Consider the following 12,500-nt stretch of genomic DNA (forward strand, 5'->3'; position numbering starts at 1 on the left):
TTCCATTCGGATCAGGAGCAAATCATCATGTCCAGCAACGTGTTTCGAGTGCACCCGGCGATCGGCATCGGCCGCGTCGGCGATAGCCAGGAGTTCTATCTGGCGCCGGTGACCGCGGCCGGCGCGCGCGGCGCCGACGGTCTGATGGGCGGGTTGCCGGTGCAGCCCGGCACCGAGTCCACGCCGATCACCGCCGACCAGTTCCGCGATGCCGACGGCAACGTCAAACGCCAGGCCGCGCGTTTCCACATCTACGCCTATCCCAGCGGCAGTTCCGGCACGTATCCCAACGGTGGCGGCACACGCGTGGATGTGGGCAGCACGATCGACGGCAAGACGGTCAAGGACATCGTCTGGACCGTGCATCTGGCCAACAAGAAACTCAACAACTATTCGACGGTGAGCAAGGGCAATCTGTTCATCGGCATCGAGGCGTATCCGCCTTCGCCGCAGAGCCCGCTGCAGCTGCGCAATCCGGATTATGCGGGCACCAGCGATCCCCACGATCCGACCCGCCTGCGCCAGCTGGTCATCGATCCCGGCCCGCGCGCGATCAGCGCCGCCAGTGGGACCGGCAAGCTCGTCGACTTCGACAAGTCCACAGCGGCCAGCTACGCCGATGCGTCCGGCAGCATCCAGACGGTGGATTATCCGAAGAGCTTTCCTGACGATTTCCACCAGCTGCACCAACCGCTCGGTCCGATCGACTCGCTGGGCGAGCTGCACGTGGAGCAGGGCGGCGGGCTGATCGTCGCCGGCGGTTTCGCCAGGACGGTGGCGGTGGTGCAGAACGGACAGTGGCCGCCGTTGAACGACGCGACCGAAAACGGCCTGTGGTTCGACGACGCCGCCGACGGCCCGGTCAACGCGGTGCTGCTGTTCGACGACGGCTCCAGCGCGAGCGTGCAGGGCGCCTGGTACGTCACTGGCGATCCCGGCTATGCGCCGCAGACTCGCAACGTGGTCTCGACCTGGGACGACGTCTACGACGTGTGGGTGCGCCAGCTCGGGCTGGTGCCCTCGCTCTACGCCGGCAACGGCTTCGTCGCCAGCTACCAGCCGTCCTTCAGCGACGACATCCAGCCGATCTTCCATGCGGCGATGTTGCAGCGCTGGAACACCAACCTGCCGTCCGCTGCGATCCGCGGCCACGACATGATCGGCGCGATCACGCCCAGCGACGATCCCACCGTCAAGATCCCCAACCTGAAGACGCTGATTCGCGACCCGGACTCGGCGGCCGACATCAAGACCGGCTCGCCGATGATGCCGCTGTCGCTCGGCGATGCGGCCAAGAGTTTTTTGACCGTCAGCCCGACCCAGTACTTCCTGCTCGGCCAGTGGCACAACAAGACCTACGCGCAAGGCGCCGGGCCGGCGCTGGGACCGGGCGAGACGCTGGATCGCATTACCCTGGAGAACTGCCTGGGCGGCCGCTACAGCCCGGGCATCGAGGTGTCGTTCCCGATCCGCGACGTCAACCTCTATGTGCAGGACTGGCAGGCACAGGATTGCGGGCCGTTCCGCGTGCGCCAGGCACCGCTGGACTACAGCAAGGCGACGCCCGGCGCGCCGTTCCTGAGCTTCGGCTACGTGCCGCTGCAGACCCAGCCGGTGGAGCCGGGCGACATCTCAAAGTTCATGTCGGTGCCCTGGCACACCGACTACAACTCATGCGCCACCCATCTGCCCGATCCCAATCCAGGCGTGAACAACACCTTGTTCTGGTCATGGCCGGCCGAACGGCCGTTTGCGGTGTATCCGGTCTCGCTGTGCACTTTCGATCCGCGGGACCTGACCTGGAGCGTAGGCCAGCAGGTGTATTCGGTCCGCGGTACCGGCACCGACAGCGATTACCCAGCGCAAGTGGGGCGCTTCCAGCAGTACCAGGATTTCGTCGACAACTGGGCCAAGGTCGGCTTCGTCATCAGCGGCGCGCATATTCCGGCCGCCGACGGCAAGCCCGCCTATCCCGCGAATATCTTCCTGGAAGTGCAGAGCCTGTTCGACATCGGCAGCGACTACGTGGCGCCGTGGCCGATGGCGGACATTCCCAAGTACACGCCGCCCAAGACCTGATCGTAGGCATGGCAGCACGCAGGCTGGCGAGCGGCTGCGCGGCGAGCGACCGCCACGCCGTGGCCATCGTCGGCGGCGGCGCCGCCGGCTGCGCCACCGCGCTCGCGCTGGCCGCGCACGGGGTTGAGGATGCGGTGGTCATCGATCTCGGCCGCGCGCCCGGCTGGCGGCTGGGCGAGGCGATGCCGCCGACCAGCGCGGCGGTGCTGCAGCGCCTGGGTGTGTGGGACGCGTTCCTGGCGCAGGCGCCCTTGCCCTCGGCCGGCAGCTGCGCGAGCTGGGGCAAGCCCGAGCTGGGCTACAACGATTTCATCGTCGCCGGGCAGGGCAAGGGCTGGCATGTGGACCGCGGCGCCTTCGACGCGATGCTGGCCGCTGCGGTGCCCGCGCGTGGCGGCACGTCGCTGCGCGGCCTGCGCTTGTGCGGCATCGGCCGCTGTGAGGACGGCGGCTACCTGCTGGAACTGCGCGGCGAGGACGGACGCCGTCGCCAGTTGGCGGCCGGATTCCTGGTCGATGCCAGCGGCATCGCTGCCGCCGCGGTGCGGCGCCTGGGCGTGGCCCGCAACGAAGTCGATTGCCTGGGGTTCGTCGCGGCCGTGGTCGCGCTGCAGCGCCCCGAGGCGATCCCGTCGCAGGCCTTGCTGGAGGCCTGCCACGACGGCTGGTGGTATGCGGCCAAGTTGCCGGGCAAGCGCATGGTGGTGGCGCTGGCGGTGGAGCCCGCGCGGCAACGCCATTACCGCGACGCCGCGGTATGGTCGGCCACGGCCAGCGCCACGCAGCATGTGGCGCGCTGGTTGCAGCAGGGCGCAGCGACGCTGCCGGAGAACGGTGGTCTGCTGGCGGCATTGGCGCCGGCGGCGATCCTGAGCAGGGTGGTCGGCGAACGCTGGCTGGCGGTGGGCGACGCGGCCAGCGCCTACGACCCGCTCGCCGCGCAGGGCATCGTCAAGGCCTTGCAGGACGGCGAGGCCGCCGGACAGGCGCTGGCGCAACATCTGCACGGCGCGGGGCCGGCGGCGCTGGCGAGCTACCAGGATCGCGTATTCGCGCGCTTCACCGAGCACCTGCGCGTGCGCCGCTCGCTGTATGCGCGCGAACGGCGCTGGCCGCAGTCGCCGTTCTGGCAGGCGCGCCTGTCGCGGTGATGGTGCGCGTTTTCCTCGATTGCCTGGCCGAAGCGCAGCCCGTGCCCGGCGCGACCGCGCAGCGGCGAATCGCTCAGTCCTCTTCGGCTGCGTCCAGCGGCTGCGCGCGATCCGGACACGGCGTCGGCACGCCCAGCCGCTGCGCCAATCGCCGCGCATCGAACGGCGCATGCACCTTCATGTCGTTGTCGAAGTAGCAATACACGTCACGGCGCGCGCGCCGCGCGGCGGCCGGGCCTGCGCGTTGCGCCGCGGCAGGCTCGCCGCCGCGGTGCCAGGCGTCGATCCGTTCGGCCCAGGCGTCCAGCGCCTTGTCGCTGTAGCCGCTGGCATACAACTGCGCGTCGCCGTGCAGGCGCAGGTACAGGAAATCGGCGGTCACGTCCTCCAGGTACGGCCACTTGCCGGCGGTGTCCGCCTGCACCAGGGCGACGCGGTGCTTGCGCAGCAGCGCGATCGCCGCGGGCGTGGCGAAGCTGGGATGGCGCACCTCCAGCGCATGGCGCAGGCGCCGGTTGCGGTCGATATGCAGCAGGCTGCGCTCGCGCATGCGCGCGGTGTCGCGCTTGCCGGCCAGCGCCAGCGCGGCCTCGCTGGTGCGCGGCAGCAGCGACAGGAAATCGTCCAGCAGCGCGTGGTCGAAGGCCAGCGACGGCGGCAGCTGCCACAGCAGCGGTCCCAGTTTTGGCCCCAGCCCGAACAGGCCTGAGGCGAAGAAGTTGGCCAGCGGTTGCTCGCAATCGCGCAGCCGTTTCAGGTGGGTGACGAAGCGCGGACCTTTGACCGCGAACACGAAACCGGGCGGCGTCGCGTCATGCCAGGCGGCGTAGCTCTTCGGCGTCTGCAGCGAGTAGAACGAGCCGTTGAGTTCGACCGAGCGGAAACAGCGTGAGGCGTATTCGAGTTCCCGCCGCTGCACCAGGTCGGGCGGATAGAACACGCCGCGCCACCGCGGGTAGCGCCAGCCGGAGATGCCGATACGCAGGCTCATGCGCCGACCATGCCGGCGGCGGCGTGCAAGCGCCGTGCATGCCATGGCAAGACCGCGTCGACCGTGGCCGGCGCGGCGCAAGACGGTCAGCGTGCGGCGCTCATTGAGCCGGCGTAGCCGCGATCACCGCAACGCTGGCGCGCTCGCGCACGGACAGCAACGGCACGGCCACCGCCTGCTGGCCAGGCGCGGCGTACAGCCACAGCGCGCAGCAGGCGGCGTAGGAGGTCAGGTAGCTGCTGCGGAAGGCGACGATGCTGGCGCTGTAGCAGTCCGATCCGCGCCGCAGGCGCAGGTCGGCGACGTAGTCGAAGGTGTAGTGGCCGGCATCGCGCCATGGCCATTGCGCGCGTTCCTCGGGATCTTCGATCCCGGCCGGCACCGGGCAGCGCGCGTTCGGGTCCGGGCTGCGTTGCCGGCCCTGCGCATCGAAGCCGAGGCGCTGCAATTCCAGCTCCGCGACTGCGCGCAGCTGCGGGTGCTGCGCCAGCCAGCGCGCCGCGTCCTGGTCCTCGGGCGTGGCCTGCGCCGGATCTGGCGACGGCGCCAGCGTGTGCCGGTAGCGGTAGCGCACCTGCAGCACGCGCGGGCTGCTGCGCTCGCCGGGCAGCGGCGACAGCGGGCGCGACAGGGTCAGCGTGTCCTGGAAATAGTCGCCGTCGCGATAGGCCGCATAGCTGCGGCCGTCGATGCGCAGCCAGTACAGCGCCTGGTCGCTGCCGCGGCCGTTGATGCTGAACGCGGCCGTCGCCGGTTCCGCGTCGGCTGCGGGGTGGGGCGGAGCGAGGAAACCGTGCGCGGCATCGCGGCGCAGCACCGCGATCTCGGTGAACAGGCCGGTGCCGCCGACATAGGCCGTATCGAGCAGGTCGCGTTGCCCGTCTTCGTCCAGGTCGAGCAGGGTGTAGTGGTGGTTGCCGCTTTCGGAGACGTCGTCCTGCACCGTGCTCGCGGCACCCAGGTACGTGCGCAACGCCTGCCATTCGGCGGCGGTGACGCCGGCCGGTTGCATGGGCGGCGGCGCCGCGGCGCCGTCCGCACCCACCGTGGCGATGTCGAAGCTCAGGCCGGTGGTATCCGCGTGGCGCTGCAGCACCGTGTCGATCGGGGTGGGGTCGGTGGCCGGTTCGGCCTCGATCTCGAGGCGCAGCTGTTCCAATACCTGCGGCAGCGTCGTCGCCCCGGTATCGGCCGCACGCGCCTGCGCCGCGCTGAAGGCGGTCAGCGCAAGCAGCGTTGCCGCCGCCCAGGATGTCGGTCGTGCCCGTCGTGTCCACTGCGATGCGGCGTCTGCGACGCACGCATGCGCATGCGCCGCAGCACGGTTCACGCGCTGCGCATCCATGCCGGATCCAGCCGCGCGATGCGCGCGAAGGCTGGGCAGTCCTCGCGGTGCGCGCCGCGCAGATAGCCCAGGCTCATCAGGAACTCGCCGGTGATCTCGCCGCCGGTGAAGCGGAAGGTGCGCTTGAACAGCTTGATCCACTCGGCCTTGTCGCGCGGATGGTGCGCATCCAGCCAGGCGGCGAAACCGCCATGCGAGGCGCGCAGGCCCTGGATCACCTGCGCGTTGTGGATCGCCGCGTGCACCTTGAGCCGGTTGCGGACGATGCCGGGGTCGGCGAGCAGGCGCAGCACGTCGGCCTCGCCGTAGCCGGCGACCGTGTCCACGTCGAACCCGGCGTAGGCGGCACGGAAGCCGGCGCGCTTCTTCAGCATCAGCTCCCAGCTCAGCCCGGCCTGGTTGATCTCCAGCACCAGCCGCTCGAACAGGTCGGATTCGGCGCGCTGCGGAACGCCGTATTCGTCGTCGTGGTAGGGGCCGTGCAGCGCGTGGCCGGGGGCGATGTCGCAATAGCTGGTCATGTCGGGCGGACTCCGTCAGTCGTCCTGGTCGTGTTCGGGGGAAACTTCGGCGCGCTGCGCATCGGGCAACTTCAGATCCGGCCAGCGTCGCGGCGCCAATTGCAGCTTGCCGGCACGCAATGCATCGAACGCCGCGCCCGGGCGATTGACGTCGCTGGGCGAGAAATGCACCCGTGCCGCGTCCTGCCAGCGGTCCTGGCGGTGCGCATGGATCCGGCATTCCATGCCGAAGTTGTCGCTGTCGTTGCACAGCAGCGCTTCGCTGCTGCCGTCGCCGTCCAGGTCGCGCACCAGCAGCACGCAGCGGTCCTCGCGCTGGCGGCAGCCGCCGTCTTGCAGAGTGCCGGCGAGCAGCGCCTGCCACCAGCCATCGCCGGGATCGGCGCTGCCGGCGGCGAGCGGGATGTGCTGGCGCAGTTCGGCCGGCGCGGCGATGCGCTCTTGCGTGCGCTTCTCGGCGCTGCCGTCGTCGTCGCCCCAGCGCTGCGTGCGTTGCAGGATGCGTTGCAGCCGTTCGTGTTGCGCCGGGTCCTCGGCGAAGCCCGGTGCGTCGCGCAGCGACTGCGCCGCCTGGTAACCGCGGCGGCCGCTGTCGAAACGCAGGTAGTACAGATCCACGTCCGCGGCCGCGGTGCGGCCGTCGGCGAAGCGCTGCAACTGGCTACCGACCACAATGCGGTACGGGTCCAGCAGCGGCGAACTGGTGGCCAGCGCCAGCGCGATCACCACCCAGGACATGACCCGGTTGACCGGCGCCAGCGGCCGCAGCCAGCGCCCGTCCGGGCGCAGCACCGCCCACGCATAGCCGAACGCGTAGCCGCACGCGACCACCGCCACCAGCACGCCGTTGAAGCGCTCCGCGCTCCAGCCGTACTGGTCGATGCGCAGCCACAGCGCGTACAACGCCAGCAGCGCGTACAGCGACAGGCTCAGCAGGCCGGCGTCGATCAGCCGCTGCAGCCATTGCGGATAGGGCGCGGTGGCGGTGCCGTCCTGGTAGACCGCATTGACGAACACCACCAGGGCCGCCACCAGCGCGATCAGGATCTTCGCCGCGGCGCGGGTTTCCCACAGCGGCTGCAGGCCGGTGAACGGCAGGCTCAGCGCGAACAGCACCGCCACGAACGCCAGCAGCGGCAGCAGCCCGGTGCAGATCGCGAACAGGATCTGCCGCATCACCTGCACCGCGCGCTGCTGGGTGCGGCCGATCAGCAGGCCCAGGCCGAACATGATGCCGGTGGCGAGGTAGGCGAACGCGCTCTGGCGGAACAGTTCGCGGAAGAACTCCAGCTTCACCAGCGCGAACAGCGCGCCCCACAGCCACAGCACCAACCAGCAGATGCCGACGAACAGCCAGGCCAGGGCCAGGGTCAGCGCGTTCTGCCAGGCATGTTCGAACAATTCGCGGTACGGCGCCTGCCAGTGGCCATGCTGCAGCCGGCACTGCAGCCACGGCAGCAGCACGAACATGCCCAGCGCGACGGCCATGCCGAACGGCACCAGCACTTCCTCGCTGCGCAGCCCGGGCGCACCGGTGGCGCTCCATGCGGCCCAGGCCGACAGCGCCGCCACCAGCAGCGCCACGGCGATCGCGTGCTGCCACAGGCGCAATTCGCCCAGGCGCCGCACCGACAGCAGGGTCAGCGTCGGCACGGTCAGCACCAGGGTGTACCAGCACACCCGGCCGCCCAGCGCCGCGAACGGCCACCACCCGGCATCGGCGCCACGCTGGGCCAGGTACAGCAGCGCGCCCTGCAGCAGCGCCACCAGGACGATGAAGGCGCGGGTCTGGCGCGGCAGATCGGGGGCGGTTTCCATGCGAGACAGCATCCTTGGCGGCGCGGCGGTGCGCGATCGGGGCGATTATGGCAGTCCGCTCCGGCCCGGCGCAGCGCCGGCGCGGGAGGGACGATAGAATGGGGCCATGTCCGCTTTGCCTACCCCCCTGGCCAACCAACTGCTGATCGCGCTGCCGGCGCTGTCCGATCCCAATTTCGCGCGCGGCGTGGCCCTGATCTGCCAGCACGACGCCAACGGTGCGATGGGCGTGCTGGTCAACCGCGCCTCCGAATACACGCTGGGCGAAGTACTGGCGCAGATGGGCATCGACACCATCGACGACACGCTGCGCGAGCAGGTGGTGCTCAGCGGCGGGCCGGTGCATCCGGAACGCGGCTTCGTGATCCACGACGGCGAACGCGCCTGGGATTCGAGCCTGGCGTTCGGCGACGGCCTGTTCCTGACCACCTCGCGCGACGTGCTCGAAGCGATGGCGCGCGGCGACGGTCCGCGCAACGCGGTGGTCGCATTGGGCTGCGCCGGCTGGGGCGCCGGCCAGCTCGAATACGAACTGGGCGAGAACAGCTGGCTGACCGCGCCGGCCGATGCCGAACTGCTGTTCGAGCTGCCGCTGGAGCGGCGCTGGCAGACCGCCGCCGGCCGCATCGGCGTGGACCTGTTCCGTCTCACCGACTACAGCGGGCATGCCTGAGCCCGGCGCACCCGCTGCGGACAGCGCCGCTGCCGGCACCATTCGCCGCGACGGCACCGTGCTCGGTTTCGACGTCGGCAATCGCCGCATCGGCGTGGCCGTGGGCAGCAGCTTCGGCAGCGGCGCGCGCGCCCTGGCCGTGGTCGATGTGCACGCGCAGGGGCCGGACTGGCCGGCGCTGGACCGCCTGTACGCCGAATGGCGCCCGCACGGCCTGGTGGTCGGCGATCCGCTGACCCTGGAAGGCGCCGACCAACCCAACCGCAAGCGCGCGCATGCCTTCGCCCGCGAACTCGGCGCCCGTTACAAGGTGCCGGTGGTGCTGGTCGACGAGCGGTCCAGTTCGGTCGAGGCGGCCAAGCGCTTCGCCGTGGACCGCGCTGCAGGCCGCAAGCGCCGCCGCGACGCCGCCGCGCTGGATGCGGTGGCCGCCGCGGTGATCATCGAGCGCTGGCTGGCCGCCCCCGACGACGCCACTCCCATTTCCTGATCCTCTGCCCGGACCCGCCATGACTGACCCGCAACTCGATTCGAACGGGCGCCTGCGCCACCTGCTGACCCTGGAAGGCCTGCCGCGCGCGACCTTGCTGCAATTGCTGGACCGCGCCGGGCAGATCCGCGACGCGGCGGTGGGCCGGGTCGGCAAGCGCAACGTGCTGGCCGGCACCGCGGTGTGCACGCTGTTCTTCGAACCCTCCACGCGCACCCGCAGCTCGTTCCAGCTGGCCGCGCAGCGGCTCGGCGCGGACGTGCTGAACTTCGATGCCTCGACCTCGTCCACGCGCAAGGGCGAGACCGCCCGCGACACGCTGAAGAACCTGGAAGCGATGGGCGTGCGCGGCTTCGTCGTGCGCCACCCCGAAGACGGTGCGGTCGAGCGCCTGGCCGAGGCGGCCGGCGAGGGCACCGCGCTGATCAACGCCGGCGACGGCCGCAGCGCGCATCCCACCCAGGGCTTGCTCGACATGCTGACCCTGCGCCACGCCAAGGGCAGCGACTTCTCCAAGCTCAAGCTGGTCATCGTCGGCGACGTCAAGCACTCGCGGGTGGCGCGTTCGGACCTGCATGCGCTGCGCACGCTCGGCGCCGGCGAAGTGCGCGTGTGCGGCCCGCAGGCATTGCTGCCCGACGACGGCACCCTGGATGGCTGCGTGGTCGGCGACGACTTCGACGCCATGCTCGACGGGGTGGACGCGGTGATGATGCTGCGCCTGCAGCGCGAACGCATGGAGGAAGGCCTGGTGTCCTCGCTGGAGGGCTACCACGCGCAGTACGGCCTCACCGCCGAACGCCTGCGCCGCGCCGCGCCGGGCGCGGTGGTGCTGCATCCGGGCCCGATCAACCGCGGCGTGGAAATCACCGACGAGGTCGCCGACGGCCCGCAGTCGTGCGTGCTGCGTCAGGTCGCCAACGGCGTGGCGGTGCGCATGGCGGTGCTGGAGACGTTGTTGGGGTGAGGCGTGGGGTGTGCGGTGGCCGTCACTCCGGCTCGGATGCCTTGCTTGCGCCGATGAGGTATCGCTCCGTTCGTCGCGGCTGAAGCCGCTCCTACAGGAAACTGCGGCGAACGTGCTGGGTGCACTGTAGGAGCGGCTTCAGCCGCGACAAACGCAAGCGACGGACCACCCGCCTGCGCTGAATGTCCACGCCGACGACCACGCCGACCGGCACATCCACACCACGCCGTTTCGGCCTACCATCGGTGGCGATCCTCCCCACGGACGCTCCCATGATCCACACCCTGCGCCGCGCCGGCTTCGCCGCGGCTTGCGCTTCCCTCGTCGCCTTCGCCCAGGCCAGCGCCGCCGCGCCGGCCGCTGCCGCGCCCGCTGGCGGCTACGACCCGCTGGCCCTGTTCGCGCCGCTGCAACTGCCGCAGCCGGCCAACGCCTATCGCAGCGGCGGCGGCGTGCCCGGACCGCTGTACTGGCAGAACCGCGCCGACTACGACCTGCACGCCAGCATCGATCCGGCCACGCGCACCCTCAGCGGCCAGGAAACCATCACCTACAGCAACCGCAGCCCGGACACGCTGGACGTGCTGTGGCTGCAGTTGGACCAGAACATCTACCGCGCCGACGCGCGCGCCCGCGGCGTGCGCCCGGCGCGGGCGGAACGTCCGCCGGCGCCTTCCAGCGACGGCTACCGCATCGCCAAGGTGGAAGTGGAGCAGGGCGGCAAGCGCGTGCCGGCCAACTTCCTGGTCGACGATACGCGCATGCGCGTGGACCTGCCGCAGCCGCTGGCCGGCGCCGGCAAGGCGCTGAAGCTGCATATCGACTACGCCTACACGGTGCCCGGCACCTGGGGCGGACGCACCGCGGTCACCCCGACCGGCGACGGCGAGATCTACGAGATCGCGCAGTGGTATCCGCGCATGGCGGTGTACGACGACCAGCGCGGCTGGGACACGCAGCCCTACCTGGGCGCGGAGTTCTACCTGGAATACGGCGATTTCGACTACGCGGTGACGGTGCCGTGGAACTACCTGGTCGCCGGCTCCGGCGAGCTGGTGAACCCGGCGCAGGTGCTGACCGCCACGCAGCGCCAGCGCCTGGCCCAGGCCGCGGCCAGCGACCGCACCGTGGCGATCCGCAGCGCCGCCGAAATCGGCGACGCGGCCAGCCGGCCCACCGCCAGCGGCACCCAGACCTGGCGCTTCCACATGGCGCATACCCGCGACGTGGCCTTCGCCGCCTCGCCGGCGTTCGTCTGGGACGCCGCGCGCGTCAATCTGCCCGACGGCAAGCATGCGCTGGCGATGTCGGTGTATCCGCGCGAAGGCGTCGGTGCCGACAAGTGGGACCGCTCCACCGAGTTCGTCAAGGCGTCGATCGAACATTTCTCGCAGTGGTACCCGTATCCGTGGCCGGCGGCGGTGAACCTCGGCGGCCACGGCGCCGGCATGGAGTATCCGGGCATCGTCTTCGACGACATGCACGACGGCGGCAAGGACCTGTTCTGGATCACCGCGCACGAACTGGGGCACGGCTGGTTTCCGATGATCGTCGGCTCCAACGAGCGCCGCTACGCGTTCATGGACGAGGGCTTCAACACCTTCATCGACGTCTACGCCTCCGATGCGATCAACCATGGTGAATTCGCGCCCAAGCGCGACAGCGAGTACGCGCCCAAGGGCGGCAACCCGGTCGACGAGATCCTGCCGCTGCTGGCCGATGCGCAGGCGCCGAACCTGCTCGACCGCGCCGATGCCACCAGCGAGACCTATCGGCATTCACTGACCTACTTCAAGGGCGCGCTGGGCTTGGTGCTGCTGCGCGAACAGATCCTCGGCCCGGCGCGCTTCGACCCGGCGTTCCGCAAGTACATCGCCACCTGGGCCTACAAGCATCCCACGCCGTCGGATTTCTTTCGGCTGATGGAAAGCGAATCCGGCGAGGACCTGTCGTGGTGGTGGCGCGGCTGGTATTTCAACAACTGGCAGCTGGACATGGGCGTGCGTGCGGCCAGCTATGTCGAACATGATCCGGCCAAGGGCCTGCTGGTGACCTTGCAGAGCCGGCAGAAGCTGGTGATGCCGGCGACGCTGCGCATCGACTTCGCCGACGGCAGCCACCTCGACCAGCGCGTGCCGGTGGAGACCTGGATCCAGCAGACCCAGCCGCAGGTCCGCGTGCCGAGCACGCAGAAGGTGCTGCACGTGACCCTGGATCCCGAGCACAAACTGCCCGACGCCGATCGCGCCGACAACCAGGTCGACGCGGTGAGCTGAGTCCGCGGGCTGCGCGGCGCGTGGCGGCTGCGCGTCGCTTGCGCGATGTCGCCGGCGCGGCGATAGTGCCGCGCCGCACGCGCCCGCGTGCGTTCGCACGCAGGGAGAAGGATCGTGCCAACCCGTATCGGCGCCGCCGTCGCGATCGCTGCATGTAGTGCCGTAGCGCCGAGCAGGGTGGCGCGCGTT

10 protein-coding genes are annotated in these 12,500 nt (G+C 70.4%); 6 read left to right on the forward strand and 4 right to left on the reverse strand.

What is annotated here, in order from left to right; genetic code table 11:
- Positions 1–27: 27 nt before the first annotated feature.
- Both HEP73_RS06830 and HEP73_RS06835 read left to right on the forward strand, forming a co-directional pair.
- Positions 28–2,079, forward strand: coding sequence for a LodA/GoxA family CTQ-dependent oxidase (locus HEP73_RS06830; RefSeq protein WP_185822609.1), 2,052 nt, complete (start codon positions 28–30; stop codon positions 2,077–2,079).
- An 8-nt stretch (positions 2,080–2,087) separates the two neighbouring features.
- Positions 2,088–3,230 carry an FAD-dependent monooxygenase gene (locus tag HEP73_RS06835; protein WP_255423706.1) on the forward strand — a complete coding sequence of 381 codons (1,143 nt, stop codon included), beginning with the start codon at positions 2,088–2,090 and terminating at the stop codon, positions 3,228–3,230.
- 73 nt (positions 3,231–3,303) lie between these two features.
- On the opposite strand, the gene HEP73_RS06840 is transcribed toward HEP73_RS06835, so the two are convergent.
- From HEP73_RS06840 to HEP73_RS06855, 4 genes are all read right to left on the reverse strand, one after another.
- A complete protein-coding gene (locus HEP73_RS06840; protein ID WP_185822610.1) occupies positions 3,304–4,221 on the reverse strand; it encodes a DUF72 domain-containing protein in 918 nt (305 codons plus the stop codon).
- A gap of 100 nt (positions 4,222–4,321) precedes the next feature.
- Complete coding sequence (locus HEP73_RS06845; protein ID WP_185822611.1) at positions 4,322–5,566, reverse strand: hypothetical protein; 1,245 nt, start codon at positions 5,564–5,566, stop codon at positions 4,322–4,324.
- Positions 5,548–6,087, reverse strand: coding sequence for a DNA-3-methyladenine glycosylase I (locus HEP73_RS06850; RefSeq protein ID WP_185815712.1), 540 nt, complete (start codon positions 6,085–6,087; stop codon positions 5,548–5,550). The genes HEP73_RS06845 and HEP73_RS06850 overlap by 19 nt, the downstream gene beginning before the upstream one ends.
- 15 nt (positions 6,088–6,102) lie before the next feature.
- Positions 6,103–7,905: a DUF4153 domain-containing protein gene (locus HEP73_RS06855; protein WP_185822612.1), complete on the reverse strand. Its 1,803-nt coding sequence runs from the start codon at positions 7,903–7,905 to the stop codon at positions 6,103–6,105.
- Between the two features lie 106 nt (positions 7,906–8,011).
- Between HEP73_RS06855 and HEP73_RS06860 the strand changes: the two genes are divergently transcribed.
- From HEP73_RS06860 to HEP73_RS06875, 4 genes are all read left to right on the forward strand, one after another.
- Positions 8,012–8,578, forward strand: coding sequence for a YqgE/AlgH family protein (locus tag HEP73_RS06860; protein ID WP_179566267.1), 567 nt, complete (start codon positions 8,012–8,014; stop codon positions 8,576–8,578).
- A complete protein-coding gene (gene ruvX, locus HEP73_RS06865; RefSeq protein ID WP_185815714.1) occupies positions 8,571–9,068 on the forward strand; it encodes a Holliday junction resolvase RuvX in 498 nt (165 codons plus the stop codon). Before HEP73_RS06860 ends, ruvX begins: the two co-directional genes overlap by 8 nt.
- Positions 9,069–9,087: 19 nt before the next feature.
- The gene (locus tag HEP73_RS06870) at positions 9,088–10,035 is read left to right on the forward strand and encodes an aspartate carbamoyltransferase catalytic subunit (protein WP_185822613.1); all 948 of its coding nucleotides are present in this window, start codon (positions 9,088–9,090) and stop codon (positions 10,033–10,035) included.
- 272 nt (positions 10,036–10,307) lie between these two features.
- The gene (locus HEP73_RS06875; protein WP_185822614.1) at positions 10,308–12,311 is read left to right on the forward strand and encodes a M1 family metallopeptidase; all 2,004 of its coding nucleotides are present in this window, start codon (positions 10,308–10,310) and stop codon (positions 12,309–12,311) included.
- Positions 12,312–12,500: the final 189 nt, after the last annotated feature.

It is taken from the genome of Xanthomonas sp. GW, from assembly GCF_014236815.1.
GTDB lineage: Bacteria > Pseudomonadota > Gammaproteobacteria > Xanthomonadales > Xanthomonadaceae > Xanthomonas_A.

What these genes read in the sequence shown, in the direction of transcription:
- HEP73_RS06830 (WP_185822609.1), top strand. Translation starts at nt 28, where the DNA reads ATGTCCAGCAACGTGTTTCGAGTGCACCCGGCGATCGGCATCGGCCGC.
- HEP73_RS06835 (WP_255423706.1), top strand. Translation starts at nt 2,088, where the DNA reads ATGGCAGCACGCAGGCTGGCGAGCGGCTGCGCGGCGAGCGACCGCCAC.
- HEP73_RS06840 (WP_185822610.1), bottom strand. Translation starts at nt 4,221, where the DNA reads ATGAGCCTGCGTATCGGCATCTCCGGCTGGCGCTACCCGCGGTGGCGC.
- HEP73_RS06845 (WP_185822611.1), bottom strand. Translation starts at nt 5,566, where the DNA reads ATGGATGCGCAGCGCGTGAACCGTGCTGCGGCGCATGCGCATGCGTGC.
- HEP73_RS06850 (WP_185815712.1), bottom strand. Translation starts at nt 6,087, where the DNA reads ATGACCAGCTATTGCGACATCGCCCCCGGCCACGCGCTGCACGGCCCC.
- HEP73_RS06855 (WP_185822612.1), bottom strand. Translation starts at nt 7,905, where the DNA reads ATGGAAACCGCCCCCGATCTGCCGCGCCAGACCCGCGCCTTCATCGTC.
- HEP73_RS06860 (WP_179566267.1), top strand. Translation starts at nt 8,012, where the DNA reads ATGTCCGCTTTGCCTACCCCCCTGGCCAACCAACTGCTGATCGCGCTG.
- ruvX (WP_185815714.1), top strand. Translation starts at nt 8,571, where the DNA reads ATGCCTGAGCCCGGCGCACCCGCTGCGGACAGCGCCGCTGCCGGCACC.
- HEP73_RS06870 (WP_185822613.1), top strand. Translation starts at nt 9,088, where the DNA reads ATGACTGACCCGCAACTCGATTCGAACGGGCGCCTGCGCCACCTGCTG.
- HEP73_RS06875 (WP_185822614.1), top strand. Translation starts at nt 10,308, where the DNA reads ATGATCCACACCCTGCGCCGCGCCGGCTTCGCCGCGGCTTGCGCTTCC.